This is a genomic window from Streptomyces sp. NPDC001920 (assembly GCF_053594495.1).
Genome location: NZ_JBSFEP010000005.1, coordinates 150494 through 172733, shown reverse-complemented (window position 1 = coordinate 172733; position 22240 = coordinate 150494). Strand labels below are relative to the sequence as shown.

General features: G+C 70.5%; 22 protein-coding genes. 16 read left to right on the top strand and 6 right to left on the bottom strand.

The window, feature by feature from the left end; all coding sequences use genetic code 11:
• Positions 1-13: 13 nt before the first annotated feature.
• The gene (gene ppk2 / locus ACWCPI_RS10335; protein WP_451037716.1) at positions 14-817 is read right to left on the bottom strand and encodes a polyphosphate kinase 2; all 804 of its coding nucleotides are present in this window, start codon (positions 815-817) and stop codon (positions 14-16) included.
• Between the two features lie 61 nt (positions 818-878).
• Here ppk2 and ACWCPI_RS10330 point away from each other — a divergent pair, with 61 nt between their 5' ends.
• Positions 879-3263, top strand: a complete 2385-nt coding sequence (locus ACWCPI_RS10330) for a phosphoketolase family protein (RefSeq protein WP_451037715.1) — start codon at positions 879-881, stop codon at positions 3261-3263.
• A gap of 402 nt (positions 3264-3665) precedes the next feature.
• On the opposite strand, the gene ACWCPI_RS10325 is transcribed toward ACWCPI_RS10330, so the two are convergent.
• The 3 genes from ACWCPI_RS10325 to ACWCPI_RS10315 form a co-directional block, all read right to left on the bottom strand.
• Positions 3666-4016, bottom strand: coding sequence for a hypothetical protein (locus ACWCPI_RS10325; RefSeq protein ID WP_388795674.1), 351 nt, complete (start codon positions 4014-4016; stop codon positions 3666-3668).
• A gap of 104 nt (positions 4017-4120) precedes the next feature.
• Positions 4121-4477 (bottom strand): DUF6479 family protein, encoded by a 357-nt coding sequence (locus ACWCPI_RS10320; RefSeq protein WP_451037714.1) that lies wholly within the window; start codon positions 4475-4477, stop codon positions 4121-4123.
• A 38-nt stretch (positions 4478-4515) separates the two neighbouring features.
• The gene (locus ACWCPI_RS10315) at positions 4516-4920 is read right to left on the bottom strand and encodes a ChaB family protein (protein WP_451037713.1); all 405 of its coding nucleotides are present in this window, start codon (positions 4918-4920) and stop codon (positions 4516-4518) included.
• Positions 4921-5047: 127 nt separating this feature from the next.
• Between ACWCPI_RS10315 and ACWCPI_RS10310 the strand changes: the two genes are divergently transcribed.
• Together ACWCPI_RS10310 and ACWCPI_RS10305 are read left to right on the top strand one after the other, a co-directional pair.
• On the top strand, positions 5048-5422 hold the full coding sequence (locus ACWCPI_RS10310) for a four-helix bundle copper-binding protein (RefSeq protein ID WP_451037712.1): 375 nt from the start codon (positions 5048-5050) through the stop codon (positions 5420-5422).
• A 124-nt stretch (positions 5423-5546) separates the two neighbouring features.
• Positions 5547-6758, top strand: coding sequence for an acyl-CoA dehydrogenase family protein (locus tag ACWCPI_RS10305; protein ID WP_451037711.1), 1212 nt, complete (start codon positions 5547-5549; stop codon positions 6756-6758).
• Positions 6759-7066: 308 nt separating this feature from the next.
• Here the strand turns inward: ACWCPI_RS10305 and ACWCPI_RS10300 are convergent, their stop codons facing one another.
• Complete coding sequence (locus tag ACWCPI_RS10300) at positions 7067-8404, bottom strand: PucR family transcriptional regulator (protein WP_451037710.1); 1338 nt, start codon at positions 8402-8404, stop codon at positions 7067-7069.
• Between the two features lie 659 nt (positions 8405-9063).
• On the opposite strand from ACWCPI_RS10300, the gene ACWCPI_RS10295 reads away from it, so the two are divergent.
• The 11 genes from ACWCPI_RS10295 (at position 9064) to ACWCPI_RS10245 (ending at position 19696) form a co-directional block, all read left to right on the top strand.
• Positions 9064-9552 carry a general stress protein gene (locus ACWCPI_RS10295; protein WP_451037709.1) on the top strand — a complete coding sequence of 163 codons (489 nt, stop codon included), beginning with the start codon at positions 9064-9066 and terminating at the stop codon, positions 9550-9552.
• Positions 9553-9603: 51 nt separating this feature from the next.
• On the top strand, positions 9604-11514 hold the full coding sequence (dnaK, locus tag ACWCPI_RS10290) for a molecular chaperone DnaK (RefSeq protein ID WP_451037708.1): 1911 nt from the start codon (positions 9604-9606) through the stop codon (positions 11512-11514).
• 9 nt (positions 11515-11523) lie between these two features.
• The gene (locus ACWCPI_RS10285) at positions 11524-12141 is read left to right on the top strand and encodes a nucleotide exchange factor GrpE (RefSeq protein WP_451037707.1); all 618 of its coding nucleotides are present in this window, start codon (positions 11524-11526) and stop codon (positions 12139-12141) included.
• Between the two features lie 6 nt (positions 12142-12147).
• Positions 12148-13098, top strand: a complete 951-nt coding sequence (locus ACWCPI_RS10280) for a DnaJ C-terminal domain-containing protein (protein WP_451037706.1) — start codon at positions 12148-12150, stop codon at positions 13096-13098.
• On the top strand, positions 13095-13502 hold the full coding sequence (locus ACWCPI_RS10275) for a chaperone modulator CbpM (RefSeq protein WP_451037705.1): 408 nt from the start codon (positions 13095-13097) through the stop codon (positions 13500-13502). Before ACWCPI_RS10280 ends, ACWCPI_RS10275 begins: the two co-directional genes overlap by 4 nt.
• Positions 13493-16132 carry an ATP-dependent chaperone ClpB gene (gene clpB, locus ACWCPI_RS10270; RefSeq protein ID WP_451037704.1) on the top strand — a complete coding sequence of 880 codons (2640 nt, stop codon included), beginning with the start codon at positions 13493-13495 and terminating at the stop codon, positions 16130-16132. Before ACWCPI_RS10275 ends, clpB begins: the two co-directional genes overlap by 10 nt.
• Positions 16129-16587, top strand: a complete 459-nt coding sequence (trxA, locus tag ACWCPI_RS10265; RefSeq protein WP_451037703.1) for a thioredoxin — start codon at positions 16129-16131, stop codon at positions 16585-16587. The genes clpB and trxA overlap by 4 nt, the downstream gene beginning before the upstream one ends.
• A gap of 6 nt (positions 16588-16593) precedes the next feature.
• Positions 16594-16857, top strand: coding sequence for a UBP-type zinc finger domain-containing protein (locus ACWCPI_RS10260; RefSeq protein ID WP_184907154.1), 264 nt, complete (start codon positions 16594-16596; stop codon positions 16855-16857).
• On the top strand, positions 16857-18638 hold the full coding sequence (locus ACWCPI_RS10255; protein ID WP_451037702.1) for an FAD-dependent oxidoreductase: 1782 nt from the start codon (positions 16857-16859) through the stop codon (positions 18636-18638). The genes ACWCPI_RS10260 and ACWCPI_RS10255 overlap by 1 nt, the downstream gene beginning before the upstream one ends.
• A 46-nt stretch (positions 18639-18684) precedes the next feature.
• Entirely contained in the window at positions 18685-18864 is a 180-nt protein-coding gene (locus tag ACWCPI_RS10250; protein WP_451037701.1) for a hypothetical protein, read from the top strand.
• A 439-nt stretch (positions 18865-19303) separates the two neighbouring features.
• A complete protein-coding gene (locus ACWCPI_RS10245; RefSeq protein WP_451037700.1) occupies positions 19304-19696 on the top strand; it encodes a DUF2267 domain-containing protein in 393 nt (130 codons plus the stop codon).
• A gap of 470 nt (positions 19697-20166) precedes the next feature.
• Here ACWCPI_RS10245 and ACWCPI_RS10240 read toward each other — a convergent pair whose 3' ends face one another.
• Positions 20167-20616 (bottom strand): DUF1931 family protein, encoded by a 450-nt coding sequence (locus tag ACWCPI_RS10240; protein WP_451037921.1) that lies wholly within the window; start codon positions 20614-20616, stop codon positions 20167-20169.
• Between the two features lie 199 nt (positions 20617-20815).
• On the opposite strand from ACWCPI_RS10240, the gene ACWCPI_RS10235 reads away from it, so the two are divergent.
• Both ACWCPI_RS10235 and ACWCPI_RS10230 read left to right on the top strand, forming a co-directional pair.
• Complete coding sequence (locus ACWCPI_RS10235) at positions 20816-20977, top strand: hypothetical protein (RefSeq protein ID WP_451037699.1); 162 nt, start codon at positions 20816-20818, stop codon at positions 20975-20977.
• 109 nt (positions 20978-21086) lie between these two features.
• Positions 21087-22208 carry a hypothetical protein gene (locus ACWCPI_RS10230; protein ID WP_451037698.1) on the top strand — a complete coding sequence of 374 codons (1122 nt, stop codon included), beginning with the start codon at positions 21087-21089 and terminating at the stop codon, positions 22206-22208.
• Positions 22209-22240: the final 32 nt, after the last annotated feature.

Here is a 22240-nt window from a genome sequence, read left to right as displayed (position 1 = left end):
GGCCGTGGCCGGTTCACAGGGTCGCCGCGTGGTCCCGGACGTAGGTCTGCAGATCACGCGGCGTCCGCCGGTAACCGGTCGGTTCCGGCCGTTCCGGCAGCTCCAGCACCGGCGGGAGCACATCCTCGTACGGCACGGACTCCAGCAGGTGGGCGATCATGTTCAGCCGGGCCCGGCGCTTGTCGTCGCTCTCGACGACGAACCAGGGTGCCTCGGGGACGTCGGTGTGCACCATCATCTCGTCCTTGGCCCGGGAGTACTCCTCCCACCGGGTGATCGACTCCAGGTCCATCGCGGACAGTTTCCAGCGCCGCAAGGGGTCCTCCAGGCGGCGGCGGAAGCGCTCCTGCTGCTCCTCGTCGCTCACCGAGAACCAGTACTTGCGCAAGAGGATCCCGTCCTCCACCAGCATCCGCTCGAAAATCGGGCATTGGCGCATGAAGAGCTGGTACTCCTCCCTGGTGCAGAAGCCCATCACGTGCTCGACACCGGCCCGGTTGTACCAGCTGCGGTCGAACAGCACGATCTCCCCGGCGGCCGGCAGATGCTGGATGTACCGCTGGAAGTACCACTGGGTGCGCTCGCGCTCGGTCGGCTTCGGCAGGGCCGCGATACGCGCCACGCGCGGGTTGAGGTGCTCGGTGACCCGTTTGATGGTGCCGCCCTTGCCCGCCGCGTCCCGCCCCTCGAAGATGACGACAAGGCGGGCACCCTCGGTACGCACCCACTCCTGCAGCTTCGCCAACTCGCTCTGCAGACGGAGCAGTTCCTTCTCGTACACCTTGCGCGGCAGCTTCTCCGCCTGTTTGCCGGCCATGCCGCCTCCCACCGCCCGTCGACCCCGTCGACGACCCACTCGACGACTTCCGGAGTCACCGATGCCCGAGTTCGAACACCAGGACAGCACCGTACTGACCGACGACGAGCTGCGCACCCTGGACGCCCACTGGCGGGCCGCGAACTATCTGGCTGCCGGTCAGATCTACCTCCTGGCCAACCCGCTGCTGCGCGAACCGCTCAAGGCGGAGCACATCAAGCCGAGGCTGCTCGGCCACTGGGGCACCTCGCCCGGCCTGAACCTCGTGTACACGCACCTCAACCGGGTGATCAGGGCCCGCGACCTGAACGCGCTGTGCGTGTGGGGACCGGGCCACGGCGGCCCGTCCGTGCTCGCCAACTCCTGGCTGGAGGGGTCGTACAGCGAGACGTACCCGGACGTCGGGCGGGATGCGAGCGGCATGGGACGGCTCTTCAGGCAGTTCTCCTTCCCCGGCGGCGTGCCGAGCCATGTGGCGCCGGAGACGCCGGGCTCCATCCATGAGGGCGGTGAGCTCGGGTACGCGCTGTCGCACGCGTACGGCGCCGCCTTCGACAACCCGGACCTGGTGGTCGCCTGTGTGATCGGCGACGGCGAGGCGGAGACCGGGCCGCTGGCCGCGTCCTGGCACTCCGACAAGTTCCTCGACCCGGTGCACGACGGTGCCGTCCTGCCGATCCTGCACCTCAACGGCTACAAGATCGCCAACCCGACCGTGCTGTCCCGCCTGCCCGAGGAAGAACTCGACGCCCTGCTGCGCGGCTACGGCCACGAACCGATCCATGTCACCGGCGACGACCCGGCCACCGTCCACCGGGCCATGGCACGGGCCCTCGACGACGCGCTCGACCGCATCGCCCTGCTCCAGCGCACGGCCCGCGAGGAGGGCGTCGGGGAGCGGTCGCACTGGCCCGTCATCGTCCTGCGCACCCCGAAGGGCTGGACCGGCCCCGCCGAGGTCGACGGTGTCCCCGTGGAGGGCACCTGGCGTGCCCACCAGGTCCCGCTGGCCGGTGTCCGGGAGAACCGGGACCACCTGCGGCAGCTGGAGGCGTGGCTGCGCTCGTACCGTCCCGAGGAACTGTTCGACGCCGACGGCAGGCCCGTCGCGGACGTCCTCGCCTGTGTCCCCGAGGGCACACGACGGCTCGGCGCCACCCCGCACGCCAACGGCGGCCTCCTGCTGCGCGAGCTGCCGCTGCCGTCCCTCGACCGCTTCGCGGTGCCGGTCGACAAGCCCGGCACGACCCTGCACGAGCCGACCCGGGTCCTCGGCGACTACCTCGAACAGGTCATGGCGGACACCGCGGCCCGCCGCGACTTCCGCCTCGTCGGCCCCGACGAGACCGCCTCCAACCGCCTGCAGGCCGTGTTCGGCGCCAGCGGCAAGGCGTGGCAGGCGCGGACCCTCCCGGTCGACGAGCACCTCGACCGGCACGGCCGGGTCCTGGAGATCCTCTCCGAGCACACCTGCCAGGGCTGGCTGGAGGGCTATCTCCTCACCGGCAGGCACGGGCTGTTCTCCTGCTACGAGGCGTTCGTGCACATCGTCGACTCGATGGTCAACCAGCACATCAAGTGGCTGAAGACCTCCCGCGAGCTGCCCTGGCGGGCCCCCGTCGCCTCCCTCAACTACCTGCTCACCTCGCACGTGTGGCGCCAGGACCACAACGGCTTCTCCCACCAGGACCCCGGCTTCGTCGACCACGTCCTCAACAAGAGCCCCGAGGTCGTCCGCGTCTACCTGCCGCCGGACGCCAACACCTTGCTGTCGGTCGCCGACCACGCGCTGCGCAGCCGGGACTACGTCAACGTCGTCGTGGCGGGGAAGCAGCCCTGCTTCGACTGGCTGTCCATGGAGCAGGCCGTCGCGCACTGCGCGCGCGGTGCCGGGATCTGGGACTGGGCCGGCTCGGAGAACGGCGGCGAACCGGACGTGGTCCTCGCCTGCGCCGGTGACGTCCCCACCCAGGAAGTCCTGGCCGCCGCCCAGCTGCTGCGCCGCCTCCTGCCCGACCTCGCCGTACGCGTGGTCAACGTCGTCGACATGACCCGGTTGATGCCGCGTGAGGAACACCCGCACGGCATGACCGACTTCGAGTACGACGGCCTGTTCACCACCGACAAGCCGGTGATCTTCGCCTATCACGGCTATCCGTGGCTGATCCACCGGCTCGCCTACCGGCGCACCGGCCACCCGAACCTGCACGTGCGCGGCTACAAGGAGTCGGGTACCACGACCACGCCGTTCGACATGGTCGTCCGCAACGACCTGGACCGCTACCGCCTGGTCATGGACGTCATCGACCGCGTTCCCGGCCTCGCGGTGCGCGCGGCGGCCGCCCGGCAGGAGATGGCCGACGCCCGCACCCGGCACCACGCGTGGATCAGGGAGCACGGCACGGATCTGCCGGAGGTCGCGGAGTGGACGTTCGCGCTCCGCTAGGTCGTGTCCGCAAAGTCCCGCCTGCCCCGCGACGCCTGGCACGCCGAGAGCACGCACCATACGCCGCGGGGCCCGCCCTCCGGGCGGACGACGGGACTTTGCGGACACGACCTAGGAGACGGTGCTTGCGAGCCGCGTCTCGCGCCGCGGATTCCTCGCCGCGAGCCGCGGCTCCGCCGGGACGGCCGCCGGCGGGCCCGCACCGAGATCTCCCTCGCGGGCACCCACGGACCGCATCCACCGGGACGTCGGCACCGTCCTGTCGACACCTCGCCCCGCCGCCCCCGTCGGGGGCATCACGCCCCGGGCACGACATGACGGGCCCGCGCCGGAGCGCGGGCCCGTCGAACCTCCCCGGCGCGGATCACGGCAGGCCCCGTGCCGACGCCGGGAGGCGTACGGTCACGTACGGTCGCTCTTCGGCTTGCCGCGCTGGTCCGGCGTGCCGTGCGGCGGCGGACCGGACGGCTGGGGCGACGTGGCGGGGGAGACCGGGGAGCCGGCGTGGCGCGTGCTCTGCTCCGGACGCAGGGCACCGGGGTCGCCGGACGTGGGCTCGGCACCGGACCTCAGCTGCTCCAGCCGGGCGGACAGCAGCTCGGTCACCGGCAGCCGGTCCGCGTGCGACCGCTCGTAGGCCAGCAGTTCCTCCACCTCACCGGTGTCCAGCGACCGCACGCGGCTCTCCAGTCCGCCGATCGGCAGGTGGTCGTAGTCGGGCAGTGGCAGCGTGCTGCGCGCGTGGTCGGCCATGGTTCTCACTTCCCTGTGTGACGACGGCCTCGGACAGGGCCGGACGGTGCGGGACGGCGCGGGGCGGCGGACGACGGACCGGTCCGCCGGCCGGGCGCCGGGTGTCAGCCCGGGCCCCCGCTGCCGAACGACCCGCTGCTTCCCTCGTCCCAGCGCCGCCGCTCCTTCGACTCGCTGGGGCGCGAGGGGACATTGCCGTGGGCGGGCATCTCGTGCGCGGTCAGCCGGTGGTCGCTTCTGGGCATCTCGTTCGGTTCGCGGTTCTCCCGGATCTCGTGGACCGGGCCCTCCGCGGGCAGACGGGGCTGCTCCTCAGGGCGTGGCGGCGCCGGCTCCCGGCGCCTGATGCGGGCGCCGAGCGCGAAGGCGCCGATGAGCAGCGCCACGACGACCAGACCGGCGACGATCAGTCCGATGCCGAGCGCACCTTCCGCGGCGATGTTCATCGATGCGATGTTCATGGCCCCGCGAGTACCCCCGGCGTCCCGGGTGAACCCGCTCACCTTGATCGTGCCGCGCGGGTCCTGGAACGGTTCGCCCCCCGGATCGCGTCGATCAGTTCCGCCTTCGACATCCGGGAGCGGCCGTCGATACCGAGGTCACGGGCCAGGTCGTAGAGGTGCTGCTTGGAGGCCTTCTCGTCGACGCCCTCGCCGCTGCGGCCGCCCCGCCCGCGGGGCCGGGCCGACCGCGGGTCCGAGGGCCCCTTGCGACCGCCCTCCTTGCGCTGCCAGTGGTCGCCGACCTTCTCGTACGTGTGCTTCAGCGCGCCGAACGCCACCCGGTGGGCCCTTTCCCCCTCACCGTAGGTCTCGACGGCCGAGTCGTGCGCCTTGATCCAGGTCCGCTGGGCGTCCTCTGGGGAGCGCTCCAGGGTTGACGGCAGTTCCTGTCGTCCGGGCATGTCGCCCACCTCCCCTCCGTCGTGGTCGGACCGGCCGTCCGAGTGCCCGGCGCGGTGGGCCGGAAAACCGGCCCGAGCCCTTGCGGGCACCGGGTTTGGCGGCACCCGGACCGGCTACCCGACGGATGTGACATCGACAACGTCCCAGCAGCAGCTCGTCCAGTTCCTGGAGGACCGCTTCACCTGCGCGCAGGCGTGCACCGACTGCGCCCGGGCCTGCGCCCTGCGCGCCAGCCTGGTGGATCCGGACGGAACCGAGGAGCAGGAAAAGGTGCGGCGCAAGGGCATCCTGTGCGCCGAGGTGTGCGATGCGACCTGCCGTGTGCTCGCCGAGCAGAACCAGCTGGACGAGGCCGCGCTCCGCGCCCAGCTGGAGTGGACCCGGGCGGTGTGCCTGGAGTGCGCCCACGCCTTCGACCGGTACCCGGGTGCCGAGGACGCGGCGCAGGCCTGCCGGGACTGCGCGCAGGCCTGTACGGAGTTCATGGGCACGCTCGCCTGAGGGCCCTGCGCCACCGGCCCGCGAGGGCGGCCGCACGCCGGTTCCGGCATCGCCATTCCCAATTTCTGAAACACGTTCTACGGTGTGCGCCGTCAGGACCGCCCTTGGGGAGCCTGGAGGCGCCGTGCACCTCGAATACACGCCCGAGCAGCAGCGGCTGCGCAGCGAACTGCGCGCCTACTTCGCGGGACTCGCACCGCACCCCGACCGCACTCCGCCCCAGGACCGGAAGGGCACGGCAGGCACCCCCGTCGCCGACCCGGGCGCCCAGAAGCGCCACTACCGGGCGACGATCCGCCGGCTCGGCGCGGACGGCTGGCTCGGGGTGGGCTGGCCCGAGGAGTACGGCGGACGCGGCCTGACCGCGATGGAACAGTTCATCTTCTTCGACGAGGCGGCCCAGGCCGGCGTACCGCTGCCCCTGATGGCGCTCAACACCGTCGGACCGACGATCATGCAGTACGGCACGGACGAGCAGAAGACGTACTTCCTGCCGAAGATCCTCTCCGGCGAGATCGACTTCGCGATCGGCTACAGCGAGCCCGACGCCGGAACCGACCTGGCCGCCCTGCGGACACGTGCCGTACGCGACGGCGACGAGTACGTCGTCAACGGCCAGAAGATCTGGACGACCAACGGCGACACCGCCGACTGGGTGTGGCTGGCCACGCGCACGGACCCCGCGGCCCCGCCGCACAAGGGCATCACCATGCTCCTCGTCCCCACCACCGACCCGGGCTACTCCTGCACCCTTATCAACACCCTCGCCTCGCACGACACCACGGCCAGCTACTACGAGAACGTCCGCGTCCCAGTCTCCCGCCGCGTCGGCGAGGAGAACCAGGGCTGGCGCCTGATCACCAACCAGCTCAACCACGAGCGTGTCACCCTCGCCGCCCACGGCACCATGGCCATCCGCGCCCTGCACGACGTCCAGCGCTGGGCCATGGAGACCAAGCTCGCCGACGGCCGCCGGGTGATCGACCTGCCCTGGGTGCGCCGCCGCCTCGCGCAGACGCACACCAGGCTCGACGCCCTCAAGCTCCTCAACCGGCGGATGGTCGGTGCCGTCCAGGACGGCACCCTCACCCCGCAGGACGCCTCCGCGGTCAAGGTCTACGGCTCCGAGGCGCGCCGCGACGCGTACGCGTGGCTGATGGAGGTCGTCGCGGCACCGGGGGCGCTGAAGGAGGGCTCGGCGGGGGCGGTGCTGCGCGGCGAACTGGAACGCGGCTACCGCTCGGCCGTCATCTTCACCTTCGGCGGCGGCAACAACGAGATCCAGCGGGAGATCATCTCGTGGATCGGCCTGGGGATGCCGCGGGTCCGGCGTTAGCCCGCGTGTGACGATGACTTCGAGTTGACACAGAAGAGGGGTAGCCGGCACCAAGATCACGGGTTTTCGCAGAAGTGCCGGCGCATCACCTCGATGCAGGTGGCTCGGGCCGCGTTCGATCGGTCCCGGGGATATGGGATCCGAGGTTCATGCCGCCGTCGGTGGTGATCGGTGGCTGCTGCCAGGCGAGGCTCATCCGAAGCTCTGCCGACCGTCTGAGTGATGCCTGGCGAGCCAATTCGGCGGAGCGGAAGAGTGCTCCCACGGCGATGGGGACAGCGGAGCCGGCCCTGCGGTGCGTGGGCGCCTCAACCGGGGCCGCCCAGCATGATCTTCCGCACCTGGGTCGCGACCTGCAGGTTGAGGCGGTCCTCCACATTCGTGAGGTCATGGCCGCTGATCTCGCGGATGCGCTGGAGCCGGTAGCGAAGCGTGCTGCGGTGGATCGTGAGGGATTCGGCGGTCTCGGCGTAGTTGCCGCCGCACTCGAAGTACCGGGACAGAGTCTCCACGAGCGCCGCACGGTGCCGGCCGTCGTAGTCGACGAGCCGTCCCAGCCATTCCCGAACGAACCCCTCCAGCTCCTGGTAGTCGTTCCCAGGTCCCAGGATGCGGTAGAGGCCCAGATCGTCGAAGAACGTCGTGCCGTATCGGCTTCGAGACCGGCGGCGTACCTCCAGGGCACGCAGTGCTTCCTGGTATCGGCCGGGAATACCGTCCGGGGTGTCGCAGCGGGAACTCACTCCGATCGTCCCGTCCGGTGTGCCGGTCTCCCGGGCGAGCCTCTCGTACAGGGCGTGATCGTCGGGTCTGCCCTCGGCGACCAGGACCACGTGGTCGGAACGCCGAGTCACCAGCGACGGCATTCCCACGGCCGAAGCCGCCCGGCCCACGGTCCCCGCGAAGGCGTCGTCAGAGGCCCGGCTCCTCCAGTGCACGACGACCACGTACTGGATGCGGTGCAGGTCGTGTCCGAACGCCTCGGACCGGGCGTAGGCGCTCGCCTCGTCCGTGCCCCCCAGAAGATCGTCGACCAGTTCGCGGTGCAGTCGCAGCTCCACCTCCGCCAGATGGCGCAGATGCGACAGTTCCAGGGCGAGTGACGTGGCGGCGTGCTCCAGAGCGAACACGGTGTGCTCGTCGGCGTCGTCCCTGGGATCGACCAGGGCCAGCACTGCGAGGACCTCACCGCGTGGGCGTATCACGGAGATGAGCCGGTCCTTGATCCGCACGGGTCCGCCTCTTCGGGCGACCTCCTGGAGCATCTCTTCATGGCGTGCGGGGTCCGGATCCGGATAGGGGTCGGGCCTGCCGGGACCGGTCCAGGACCGCAGTCGGCCGAAGCGGTCCTCCACCAGCACCGGAAATCCGGTGAGCTCATGCAGTGCGCCGGTGATGGCCGCCTCGCCGCCGCCCGCGACCTCGGCGAGCGCGTCGTGCACGGCCCGCTGATATCCCGCCTCGACCACGAAGGAGATCAGTCGCTGCTGGAGGGCTGCTCGTTCTCGTCGCAGTCGGTGCAGCTCCAGCGCGTCTTCCTGCTGGCGGTGGTCCGCGACGGCGACCGACAGGGCCGCGGCGGTGAGGCGTACCAGCACGGCGAGCAGAAGGTGCTGGGCACGGGTGGGTCGGAAGCGAGACGTCACAACGAGGTAGCCGTGCAGTCCACCGGGTCCGTGCAGAGCCAGTGCCCGGCCCCGTGACCGGCCGGGAACGGCCACGGGGCCGTCCCGCCCCGTCAGCTCTCGCACCGTCCGGTCGACGGCTGACGCAGGGTCCGGCCTGCCCTGCGGTCTGGGGACCAGCCGGCCGTGCACCCTTAGGTATCCGGTCTCGGCTCTGTACGGGCCGACCGCCGACACGTGGTCCATGGCCAGGCGCAGGATCTCGCCTTCGTCCCGGGTGTCGAACAGGGCGCGGAAGACTGCCAGCAGTTCGTGGGGAAGCCGGGTCGGCCGGGCTGGGAAGGTGTGGGCGGGCCCCTTTCCCCGAGGCCGTCGAATGCTGCCCGGACGGCTCCTGTGAGGGCTGCCTTCCTGGCCGGGACGGCTTCGGTGCATGTTCCGGGCCCAGCGGCCGACCATGGGATCACTCCCTTTCCCGAGCCCTCCGAGGGGTGGGCGGCCTTCGCGTACCCCGCTGCGACCGGCTCACCCCAGGTCTTCGGGATTTTCGCCTCGTGCTCGCGGGGGGACGGGCCGTGTCGTTCTTTGACCTGCCGGGCGCAGGCGTAGTGCTGCTCGGTTCGCCAGTCTGGGGAACGTGCCGGGGGCCGACGTGCGTACCCGGCAGGAAGGACTGGGCGATGACCGAGCAGCCTCGTAGGCCCGTTGCCACGTACGAGACGTACCAGGAAGCCGAACGCGCCGTCGACCACCTCTCGGACCAGGGGTTTCCCGTGGAGAGGGTGGCCATCATCGGCCAGGACGTCCGCCTCGTCGAGCAGGTCGTCGGACGTATGGACTACGGCCGGGCCGCCCTGCACGGTGCGGCGAGCGGTGCCCTTCCCGGTGCGCTGATCGGCTGGCTCTTCGGCTTGGTCGACTGGGTGGACCCGCTCGTCTCCGCCCTGCTCGTCGCCCTCTACGGCCTGATTTTCGGGGCGCTCGTGGGCGCGCTGTTCGGTTTGCTGCTGTACGCGCTGCAGGGCGGCCGCCGGGACTTCGCCTCGGTCCGCTCGATGGAACCCAGCCGGTACGACGTCGTCGTGGACGAAGCGGTCGCCGACGAGGCCGTACAGCTGCTCGTCGGGCTGCGGACCACCGGCGCCGGCGGACGTCCCGCCCATACATGAACGATCGGACCGCGGCCGCGGCGCATGCCGCCGCACCGGGAGGAGCTCCTCATGGCCAAGGCAGTGGGCATCGACCTGGGCACCACGAACTCGGTGATCGCCGTGTGGGAGGGCGGCGAGCCCTCCGTCGTGCCCAACACCGAGGGCAACCGTACGACACCGTCCGTGGTGGCCTTCACCGACACCGGGGAACGGCTGGTGGGCCAGCTGGCCCGGCGCCAGGCGATCCTCAATCCCAAGGGCACCATCTACTCGGCGAAGCGGTTCATCGGCCGGCACTTCGACGAGATCTCGGACGAGGCCAGGGCGGTGGCGTACGACGTCGTCGAGGGTCCGGGCGGCGTCGCCCGCTTCAAGGTGCGCGACAAGCTCCACGCGCCTGAGGAGATCAGCGCTCAGGTACTGCGCAAGCTCGCCGACGACGCGTCCAAGCAGCTCGGGGAGCGGGTCACGGAGGCGGTCATCACCGTGCCCGCCTACTTCAACGACGCCCAGCGCACCGCCACCAAGGACGCCGGGCGGATCGCGGGACTGGAGGTGCTGCGGATCATCAACGAGCCGACCGCGGCCGCCCTCGCGTACGGCATGGACAAGAAGCAGCACGAGACGGTGCTGGTCTTCGACCTCGGCGGCGGCACGTTCGATGTGAGCATCCTCGACGTGGGCGACGGCGTGGTGGAGGTGCGTTCCACGGCGGGCGACAGTCACCTGGGCGGTGACGACTTCGACCGGCGTCTGGTGGATCACCTCGCGGACGACTTCCAGAAGGAGAACGGCATCGATCTGCGCAAGGACCCGCAGGCCCTGCAACGCCTGTTCGAAGCGGCGGAGAAGGCCAAGACCGAGCTGAGCTCGGTGACGCAGACGCAGGTCAGCCTGCCGTTCATCACGGCCGATGCCTCGGGGCCCAAGCATCTGACCGACTCGGTCATGCGGTCCACGTTCGAGCAGATCACCAGCGATCTGGTGGAGCGGTGCCTGGGGCCGGTCCAGCAGGCCATGGCCGATGCCAAGGTCGGCGAGAGCGACATCGACGAGGTGATCCTGGTCGGGGGCTCCACCCGCATTCCCGCCGTCCAGGCGCTGGTGCGCCGGCTGACCGGCGGCAAGGAACCCAACATGAGCGTCAACCCCGACGAGGTCGTGGCCCTGGGCGCCGCGATCCAGGCCGGGGTGCTCAAGGGCGAGGTCAAGGACGTCCTGCTGCTCGACGTCACGCCCCTGTCGCTGGGTGTCGAGACACGGGGCGGCGTGATGACGAAGATCATCGAGCGGAACACCACCATCCCCGTGCGCCGCACCGAGACCTTCTCCACCGCCGAGGACAACCAGCCCGCCGTCGACATCGTCGTCCTCCAGGGCGAGCGCGAACGGGCCGCCGACAACCGGGTGCTCGGCCGCTTCCAGCTCACCGACATCCGCCCGGCGCCGCGCGGCGAACCGCAGATCGAGGTCACCTTCGACGTCGACGCCAACGGCATTCTCAACGTCAAGGCCCGAGACCGGGACACCGGCAAGGAACAGGGCATCACCATCACCGAGAGCTCCAACCTGGACCGCGGCGAGGTCGAACGCATGGTCCAGGAGGCCGAGCGCAACCAGGGCGAGGACCAGGCCCTGCGCGAGGCCGTCGACGCCCGCAACGCGCTCGACGCCGTCGCCTATCAGGTCGAAAGGCGCCTCGCCGAGTTGGGCGACGCCGCACCCGCGCACGAGAAGGCACGCGCCGAGATGCTGGTGTCGGACGCCCGGGCGGCGGTCAAGGAGGAGGCAGGCGTGGAGCGGGCGCGGCCCCTGACCTCCGAACTCCAGCAGGTGCTGTCGGGGCTGCTGGCGCATCAGGGCGGCGCCACCACGGGTGGTCCCGACCAGGACACCTCCGGGGACGGTGCAACCGGCGGCGGCCCGAGCGGCGGTGGCGGTGACGACGACGTCATCGATGCCGAGTTCGACAAGGACTGAGGAACCGCCATGCCGATCCACCCCAGGGAATCCGACCCGGCCGTGCCGGACCCGGCCGACCCGGCTCCGGAGGGCGCCGTACGCCCTCCCCGGCGGAATCTTCCCCGCTCGGGCCCGCCGACCGGGCCGGGGCCCGGCACGGACGAGGAACCCGGCCCCGACGCGGCCGGCGGCCCCGCCCCGTCCGAGGACGAGCACACGGCCGAGCTCAAGGAACTGGAGGACCGCTGGCGGCGCGCGCTCGCCGATCTCGACAATCTCCGCAAGCGCCACACCAGGGAACTGGAGCGGGAGCGGACGGCCGAGCGGTCCCGCACGGCCGCCGCCTTCCTGCCCGTCCTGGACAACCTCGAACTCGCCCTGACCCATGCCGGATCCGACCCCGGCGCGATCGTGGAGGGCGTCCGGGCGGTCCGCGATCAGGGGGTGAACGTCCTCGAACTGCTCGGTTACCCGCGGCACGCGGAGACCGGCGTCGCCTTCGACCCGGCCCGGCACGAGGTGGTCGGCGTCGTCCAGGACCCCGACGCCCCACCGGGCACGGTCGTCGACGTGCTCCGCCCGGGCTACGGGGACGGCGAACGCCAGCTCCGGCCCGCCGCCGTGACGGTCGCGAAGCGGGAGTGACCGGTCATGGCCCAGGACTTCTACGAGGTACTCGGCGTGTCACGGACCGCGAGCCAGGACGAGGTTCAGCAGGCGTATCGCAAACTCGCCCGCAAATACCACCCCGACGTCAACAAGGACCCGGGGGCGGAGGAACGCTTCAAGGACCTCAACGAGGCGTACAGCGTGCTGTCGGACCCCAAGACCCGGGCCCGCTACGACCGCTTCGGCGAGGACTTCCGCAAGATCCCCGAGGACTTCGACGAACGGGTCGCGGCCGGAGCCGGCAGCGGCTTCCGCGCCCGGAGGACCGCGGGCGCGGGCGGCCCCCGTGTCCGGTACACCGGCTTCGGCGACGACTTCGCAGCGGAGGGCGTCGACATCGAGGACCTGCTCGGCTCGCTCTTCGGAGCAGGCGCCGCCCCCGGCCGTGTACCGGGAGCCGACCAGGAGGCCGAGCTGCCGCTCACCGTCGAGGAGGCCTACAGGGGCGGCCGCCGCACCGTCACGCTCGCCGGTCCCACCGGACAGCCGCGGCGGTACGAGGTCGACGTACCGCCCGGCGTCGTCGATGGGCAGCGCATCCGGCTCGCGGGCGAGGGCGGCCGGGGAAGTGGTGACGCGCCTGCGGGCGATCTGTACCTGCGGGTGCGCATCCAGCCCGACCCCCGGTTCCGGCTGGACGGCCGCGACGTCCACGTACAGGTCCCCGTCACCCCCTGGGAGGCGGCCCTGGGTGCGACCGTGCCAGTGCCCACCCCCGGCGGCGGCACGGCCAAGGTCACGGTGCCCGCGGGCTCCTCCAGCGGTCGGCGGCTGCGGCTGCGCGGCGAGGGCATGCCGAACCGGCGCGGTGCCCACGGCAACCTCTACGTCGAACTCCGCGTCATGGTGCCGCCCAAGCTCAGCGACCGGGAGCGCGAGCTGTTCGAGGAGCTCGCCGCCACCTCTTCGTACGACCCCAGGAGGACGCGATGAGCGACCGACCCTCATGGGCGGCGACCGGTGCGCGGCCCGCCCGCACCGACGCGGGCGGGCGTCCCGTACCGACGAGCGCCACCTCCACGGCCGTGCGCTACGCGCTCGTCCCCGTGCCCAGGCTTTCCCTGGACACCGTGGCCCGCCGCGCGGGCCTCCACCCCGACCTGGTCCGCCGGTTCGTCGCCCTCGGCCTGGTCGACGCCGAACGCGACGCCGCGGGGCACCTGGTGTTCGACCCCGCGGCCCCAGGGGTCCTCGCCCGCGTCCAGCGGCTGCGCTCGGGTCTGTGTCTCAACTACGCATCCATCGGTCTGGTGCTCGATCTGCTGGACCGCATCAGCCTGCTCGAAGCCGCACTGCGCCGCGCCGGTACGAGGAGTGACATACCGCCATGGACATGAACCGTCTCACCCAGAAGTCACAGGAAGCCCTCCAGGAGGCGCAGACCGCCGCCGTCCGCATGGGCCAGACCGAGGTCGACGGTGAGCATCTGCTGCTCGCGCTCCTCGACCAGGAGGACGGCCTGATCCCGCGGCTGCTGCAACAGGCGGGCAGGGAGCCCGAGGAACTCCGTGCGGCTGTGCGTGAGGAGCTTTCCCGCCGGCCCAAGGTGACCGGCCCGGGTGCGGCGCCGGGGCAAGTGTTCGTCACCCAGCGTCTGTCCCGGCTGCTGGACGCGGCCGAGCGGGAGGCCAAACGCCTCAAGGACGAGTACGTGTCCGTGGAGCACCTCCTGCTCGCCCTGGCCGAGGAGGGCTCGGCGACCGCCGCCGGACGCCTGCTCAAGGAGCACGGCATCACCCGGGACTCGTTCTTGAGCGCGCTCACCCAGATCCGCGGCAACCAGCGCGTGACCTCGGCCAACCCCGAAGTGGCGTACGAGGCCCTGGAGAAGTACGGCCGCGACCTGGTCGCCGAGGCCAGGGACGGCAAGCTCGACCCGGTCATCGGCCGGGACGCCGAGATCCGCCGCGTCACCCAGATCCTCAGCCGCAAGACCAAGAACAATCCTGTCCTCATCGGCGACCCCGGCGTCGGCAAGACCGCCATCGTCGAGGGTCTGGCCCAGCGCATCGTCCGCGGCGACGTGCCCGAAGGACTGCGCGACAAGACCGTGTTCGCTCTCGACATGGGCTCTCTGGTCGCCGGAGCCAAGTACCGCGGCGAGTTCGAGGAACGCCTCAAGGCCGTGCTGTCCGAGGTGAAGGCAGCCCAGGGGCGCATCCTGCTCTTCGTCGACGAACTCCACACCGTCGTAGGCGCGGGCGCCGCCGAAGGAGCCATGGACGCGGGCAACATGCTCAAGCCGATGCTCGCCCGCGGCGAACTCCACATGATCGGCGCCACCACCCTCGACGAGTACCGCAAACACATCGAGAAGGACGCCGCCCTCGAACGCCGCTTCCAGCAGGTCCTGGTCGACGAGCCGAGCGTGGAGGACACCATCTCCATCCTGCGCGGACTGCGCGAACGCCTGGAAATCTTCCACGGCGTGAAGATCCAGGACACCGCACTGGTCTCCGCGGCCACCCTCAGCCACCGCTACATCACCGACCGGTTCCTGCCCGACAAGGCCATCGACCTCGTCGACGAAGCCTGCGCCCGGCTGCGTACCGAGATCGACTCGATGCCCGCCGAACTCGACGAGATCACCCGCCGCGTCACCCGCCTGGAGATCGAGGAGGCCGCCCTCTCCAAGGAGACCGACCCCGCAAGCAAAACCCGCCTTGAGGAACTGCGCAAGGAACTCGCCGACCTGCGCGGCGAGGCCGACGCCAAACACGCCCAGTGGGAGGCCGAACGGCAGGCGATCCGCCGCGTGCAGGAACTGCGCCAAGCACTGGAACAGGTCCGCCACGAGGCGGAGGAGGCCGAACGCGCCTACGACCTCAACCGGGCCGCCGAACTCCGCTACGGCCGCCTCCAGGACGTGGAACGGCGGCTGAAGGCCGAGGAGGAGCAACTGTCCGCCAAGCAGGGGCAGAACAGGCTGCTGCGCGAGGTCGTCACCGAGGAGGAGATCGCCGAGATCGTCGCCGCCTGGACCGGCGTCCCCGTCGCCCGCCTCCAGGAGGGCGAACGCGAGAAGCTGCTGCGCCTCGACGAGATCCTGCGCGAGCGCGTCATCGGCCAGGACGAGGCCGTTCAGCTCGTCGCCGACGCCATCATCCGCGCCCGTTCCGGCATCCGGGATCCGCGCCGCCCCATCGGCTCGTTCATCTTCCTCGGCCCGACCGGCGTCGGGAAGACGGAGCTGGCCAAGACCCTCGCGGCGGCCCTGTTCGACTCCGAGGAGAACATGGTCCGCCTCGACATGAGCGAGTACCAGGAGAGGCACACCGTCAGCCGGCTGATGGGGGCCCCGCCCGGATACGTCGGCTATGAGGAGGGCGGACAGCTCACCGAGGCTGTACGCCGCAAGCCGTACTCGGTCGTGCTGTTCGACGAGATCGAGAAGGCGCACACCGATGTCTTCAACACCCTGCTGCAGATCCTCGACGACGGCCGCATCACCGACGCCCAGGGCCGCACCGTCGACTTCCGCAACACCGTGATCATCATGACGTCCAACATCGGCTCCGAGCACCTCCTCGACGGCGCCACCGCCGAGGGTGAGATCAAGCCGGACGCCCGCGCCCTGGTGATGGGCGAGCTGCGCGGGCACTTCCGCCCGGAGTTCCTCAACCGCGTCGACGACATCGTGCTGTTCAAGCCGCTCGGTGAGCGGCAGATCGAGCGGATCGTGGAGCTGCAGTTCGACGAACTGCGCCGTCGCCTCGCCGAGCGCCGCATCACCGTTGAACTCACCGACGCAGCCCGTGAGTTGATCGCCCACCAGGGCTACGACCCGGTGTACGGGGCCCGGCCGCTGCGGCGTTACATCTCCCACGAGGTCGAGACACTGGTCGGGCGCGCCCTGCTGCGCGGCGACGTACAGGACGGCGCGAAGGTCCGCGTCGACGCCGAGCACGGAGAGCTGGTGGTCACCTACGACCAGCCCGAGGACATCAAGGGAGCGAAGGCGGCATGAGTACTGTGCAGGCCACCAACGTCACCTGCCCGCGCTGCGGGCGCACCAACCGGGTACCCGTGGCCGCCGAGGGCCGTCCCACGTGCGGCAACTGCAAACAGCCGCTCCCGTGGACGGCCGACGCGGGCGACGACGACTTCACCGAGGTCGTCGAGCAGGCCACCGTCCCCGTCGTCGTCGACCTGTGGGCCACCTGGTGCGGCCCCTGCCGCATGGTGAGCCCCGCGCTGGAGAAGGTCGCCACCGATCTCGCAGGAAAGATCAAGCTGGTCAAGGTCGACATCGACAAGAACCCGCACCTGGCGCAGCGGTTCGAGGTCCAGGCGGTACCGACACTGTTGGTCCTCGACAAAGGACAGACCATCGCCCGGCAGGCGGGTGCCGCACCCGCCCCGGCCCTGCGGCGGTGGGTGGAGCAGTCGATCGCGGGCCGCGGACCGGCCGGGAAAGAGTGATCAGCCATGACCGTACGAACCGACCCCCACCTCGCGCTCGTCCGGCCGGTCCAGCCACTGACCCCCGAAGGGTGCCAAGAGTGTCTGCTGCTCGGCTCCCCGTGGGTCCACCTGAGGCTCTGCCTGACCTGCGGCCACGTCGGCTGCTGCGATTCCTCGCCGAACCGGCACGCGCGCCGTCACGCCGCCGCCGACGGCCATCCGATCGCGGCGTCGCTGGAGCCCGGCGAGGACTGGCGGTGGTGCTTCGTCCACGAGGCGTTCGTGTGATGTCCGGCGACGGGACACGGCCCAGCGCGGCGCAGGTGCCGGACGAGACGCAGGAGAGCGTCCCCTTCGAGACCGCCGACATCTACGGCGCCTATCCCCGCCTGCCGGAGGACCAGATCGACCGCCTGGCGCAGCGTGGCCGGCGGCGCGAAGTCGACGCCGGCGATGTGCTGATCCGGGAGGGGGAGCGGTGCGAGACGTTCTACGTCGTCCTCAGCGGCTCGGTCGCCGTCGTCGAGGGCTACGGCACGCCCGACGAACGCCTGCTGCGTGTGCACGGTCCCGGCCGCTTCATCGGCGAACTCGGCCTCCTGAACGGGCAGGTGGCCTTCTACACCGCTACGGTCAGGGACCCCGGTGAGGTCCTCGCCCTGTCCATGGACCAGCTGCGTGACCTGGTGACCCGGGACTCCGTCCTTGGCGATCTGGTGCTGCGCGCCTGCCTGGGCCGCCGTGCCCTGCTCGTCGGGCAGGGCGCCGGTTTCCGCATCGTCGGCTCGCACTATTCGCCCGACACCCGGCGCCTGCGTGAGTTCGCCGCCCGCAACCGGCTGCCGTACCGCTGGATCGATCTGGAGACGGACGAGGAGGCCGAGGCGCTGCTGCGCCGCTTCGGCGTCGGCCCGGAGGAGACACCGCTCGTCATCTGGCGGGACACCACTCTGCTGCGCAACCCCAGCAACGCGGAACTGGCCCGGCTCGTGGGCCTGCCCTCGCTGCCCGCGGGAAACCGTCACGGCGATCTCCTGATCGTCGGCTCCGGACCCGCCGGCCTCGCCGCCGCGGTGAACGCCGCCTCGGAGGGGCTCGGTACGACCCTGGTCGAGGCGATGGCCACCGGCGGCCAGGCCGGGACGTCGTCCCGCATCGAGAATCTGCTCGGCTTCCCCTCCGGCATCTCCGGCGCCGAACTCACCGACCGCGCCGTGCTCCAGGCCGGAAAGTTCGGCGCCCGGATCAGCGTCCCGGCGGAGGCGGCCCGCCTCGAACCGCGGGACGGCCACTACGCCGTCGGGTTCGCCGACGGCAGCCAGATCACCGCCCGCACCGTCGTCCTGGCCACCGGCGCCCGCTACCGCCGCCTCCACGTGCCCGGCATCGAACGCCTGGAGGGAACGAGCGTCCACTACTCGGCGACCCTCCACGAGGCCCAGCAGTGCCGCACCGACCCGGTGGCCGTCGTCGGGGGCGGCAACTCCGCGGGCCAGGCCGTACTCTTCCTGGCCGGGTACGCACCGCGGGTGTATCTGCTCGTCCGTGGGCCGAGTCTTGAGGCCCGCATGTCCCGCTACCTGATCGATCAGGTCGAGCGCCACCCACGGGTGCGGGTGCTGCTGCGCACCGAGGTGACCGAGGCACTCGGCGACAAGGTGCTGGAGGCGGTCACCGTGGTCGACCACCGCACGGGCGAGCATCGGCAGCTCGCGGTGCGGGCTCTGTTCGTCTTCACCGGCGCCGAGCCCCACACCGAGTGGCTGTCCGACGCGCTCGCCCTCGACGCGCGCGGCTTCCTGCTCACCGGCGCGGAGGCGCAGGCCCGCTCCGTTCCCGAAGTCTGGCAGAGCCAGGGCCGCGACTGCCTGACGCTGGAGACCAGCCTGCCTGGCGTCTTCGCCGCCGGCGACGTCCGCAGCGGCTCGGTGAAGCGCGTGGCCTCCGCGGTCGGCGAAGGCGCGATGAGCATCCACTTCGTGCACCGCTACCTGGGCCACACGGCCGCGCCCGGCGGCACCGAAAGCTCTCCGCACACCCGTCCGAAGGAGTCCGCTTGGCTCGCATGACCCCAGAGAGCGACGAGATCACGAGAAGGAGAAGGAGGCGATGGGAATGACCACGCCCGTCCGGCACCAACGGGGTGCCGCAATGCCGGCCAGGCCGCTCGGCTGGGCGCGCAATCCGCTGACGGAGTTCGACCAACTGCTGAGCGAGATGAGCGGGCTGATCGAATCCACGGTGGGAGGCGCGGCGACCGCGGTCGCGTGTGAAAGCACCGGGAGCAGCGGCTGACACGCGAACGCTGGGTGGTTTCCCTGCGGCGCCGCAGCCGCCCGGCGCGCAGCAGCCGAAGGGTGAGCAGAGCCCCAGCGGTGCTCGCCGGCCCATCCCCCACCTGGTCTTCGCGGTCGAAGGCCCGTGCTTGACGCCTGCCTTCCTCTGCTCCGCACCCACGCGCGCGGCGCCAGAGCACTGTCGCCCTCATGGAGGATGAGGACACGGCTCATGCCGACCTGTTATGGCCCCCTGACAACAGCCCCATGGTCCTGAACGAGGAGGCCTGGCTTGACCACCACCGTCGATTCCGCCGTGCCTTGCGTGAGTCCGAACGGGAGTTCAGGGCCAAGAGCACTGCCAGCGGCCGTTGCGCGCCGACGGACGGACACGGCTGACCCGACAGCGCATCGGGCGACCCCGTGACCAGCGGTGACCGCGGCAGAAGGAGACAGCGATGAAATACGACGGATTCCTCGCCCGTGTACGGGAGCGAGGCGAGTACAACGACCAGGATGAAGCCGCGGACGTCACCAACGCCGTGCTGGAGGTGCTGGCCCAACGGATCAGCCCGGGAGAGGTCAAGGACCTCGCATCCCAGCTGCCCGGCCCGCTGGGACAGGTTCTGGACCATGCCACGCCGCAGCGCGCGCAGAGCTTCGGGATCGAAGAGTTCTACCGCCGGGTCGCCGAGCGCACCAATGCCCGGCCGCGAACGGCGCAGTGGGACGCCAGCGCGGTCCTGACCACCGTGGCCGACGCTGTCACCGGCGGAGAACTGAATCAGATCATCAGTCAACTCCCCTCCAGTTACGCGGTCCTGTTCGGCAAGACCGACCTCGCGGACTGAGCTCGGGGACATCGAGGAGGCTTTCGAGTGGCCCAAAGAAACGGCGTGAGCAGGCGTACGCGGCAGCGCGGGTCGGGCTGCAGCCGCTTCGGGTCTCCCGGTTGAGACGGCCGTACAGTTCGGCGCTCAACTGCCGAGACCCTCGCCCCGTCAGAGGCGTCTGGCCGGAAGCCGACCGAAAACATCCGCCGACCAGCGACGCGTCGAGCCCCAGTTCCGGCTCGCCTTCGGCGAACGGCACCAGGCGAACGGCACCAGCAGTTTTTGCTGGATGCGACCAGATGGACAACGCCCTGCCCAAGCCCATGGCCTCGGTATGCCGGTGGACCATGGACGGTTCCGCAGTGAGGCCAGCTGGGCCGCCCTGACCGGTTCGGATCTGAGCTCTCCGACACTCGAACCGGTGGCAGGTCAGCCCGGCTGGCGGGCTTGCCCTGCCCATGGCCTGCGCCCCTTGGTACAGTCGCCGGTCACAGCAGGAGGTCGAAGACGGCTCGAGCCTCGTCCCAGTGCTGAGTCTGGGGATTCTTCAGGTCGGGGTGGAGGATCTTGAAACTCTGGGCAAGGGCCAGGCTGAGTCCGCCGATGATGTCCGTATAGGCCGCCTCGGTCTCCTCGTCGGGCGTACGGTCCAGAGCGGGATGGGTGGCGAGCTGTTCCAGGATCGGCTTGAGTTCTACTTCCTGGTCGATCTTCCGGAAATGGTGAATGCTCTCTTGCAGGCCTTTTGTGATCGGTAGGTCACAGGTCCGGATGACGTCGCGTCCGTTGGCCTTGGCCGTGGCCTGGGCGACGGTCAGCAGATCGTAGAGCTTGGCGTCGACGAAGTCGCTGTATCGCTTGAGATCGTTCTTGTCGACGTCCAGTCCTGCGGCCGCACGGAAGAACTTCTCGAACCTGGCGATGGACATCACGGTCATGGTGGCAACCTCCGGCTGCGGGAGCCGGGTGGCTCCCGGCCCACTGGCTTCCCAGTCAGCCTGGCCGACGCGGACGCGCGAACGCATGCCCATGTCGGGCCCAATTGGCCTCTCGGTCTTGCCCTGCCAGGCCTAGGGCCCGGGGCGTTGGATGGGCGTGCGGACCGACGGAGGGCCAGAGAGCTCTCGGGAGAGGCAGGTGAGCAGCAGCCCGGGCCGGTTGACGCACGGACTCCGGCTCCAGGGCGGACACGGAGCGGGGCGGTCGGTGGCGCGGCGTGCGGTGCGTGCCGGGGTGATGCCGGAGCGGGTCTTCGCGGTGGCGGACGCGCTCGTGGACCGGTGGGAGCAGGCCGTGTGACCGCCTCCACCTGGAGGTGGGGTCGGCGTGTCACGCGGTGTCGACGTTACCTCGGCGGCGTCTGTGGGCACTCGGGATCGGCGGGGCAGCCGGTGAGGAGGGTCCAGCCATGCAGGTGTCCTCTCAGGGCGTTACTGTCGTGGCTCTCCTGGCGGATCCGGACGCGCCGACGGAGATCGCGCAGCGCATGGCCCGGACACTTTCTGCTCGGCTCGCCGACAAGTCGGGCCAGGGTCGACGGTTCGACGTCGAGGTGGTCAGTGAGCCCTTCACGGCGGGGGCGGAAGACCCGCCCACTTTGATGCGCCGGATCAAGGACCGTGGGAGTGCGGAGAACTGGGACATCGTCGTGGCCCTCACCGACCTTCCGCTGCACTCACACGGGCGCAGGCTCGCCGTGAATCTGAATCACGAGCACGGCTTGGCTCTGCTCTCTCTTCCTTCACTGGGAGGCCTGCGGCTGCAGACGAGGGCCCGGCGGGCCGTCGAAGAAGCCGTGCTTGACATGGCGGGTCCGCAAACCACTGGTGCTGAAGGACCTCCACGAAGTCAGCCGCTTCCGGGGCCCTCCGTCAATCGTCTCGCGCCTGTTCATCCGGGCCGACCCGGCGAGAAGGAGACCGACGATCTTTGGTACGTCGTCAGCGGGCCGCGCGGCTACCTGCGAGTGCTCGCCGGAATGGTCCGCGCCAACCGGCCGTGGCGGTTGGTGCCGGGCTTGTCGAAAGCCCTGGCGGCCGCGCTCGCCACGGGGGCAGTCGCCACCGTGAACTCCACCGTCTGGAGCCTGGCCGCGTCCCTCGGCACGCCACGCCTTGTGATCGCCACCGTCGGATCCGTCGCGATCATGATCGGCTGGCTGATCATAGACGCGGAGCTGTGGCATCGATCAGCAGAGAGCTCGCCGGAAGCGAGGCAGAGGGCGCGGCTCTACAACGCCTCGACGGTCGCGACCGTGGGTATCGGGGTACTCGTCTGCTACGTGGGCTTGATGCTCATCAACTGGGTGTGGGCGCTGTTCATCCTCAACGACCAAGTGTTCGCATCCATGACGCGAACCCCGCTGCACGCCGAGGAGTACTTGACGCTGGCCTGGTTCGTCGCCTCGGTCGCCACCGTGGGCGGCGCATTGGGATCAGGCTTGGAGAGCGACGAGGCGATCCGGGCGGCCGCATACTCCAAGCGCGAACAGGAACGCCGCCGCAAGCTTCAGAACGGCCACGATGACTAGGCCGTGATTTGGAAGTCGCGGGCGGCCAGCCA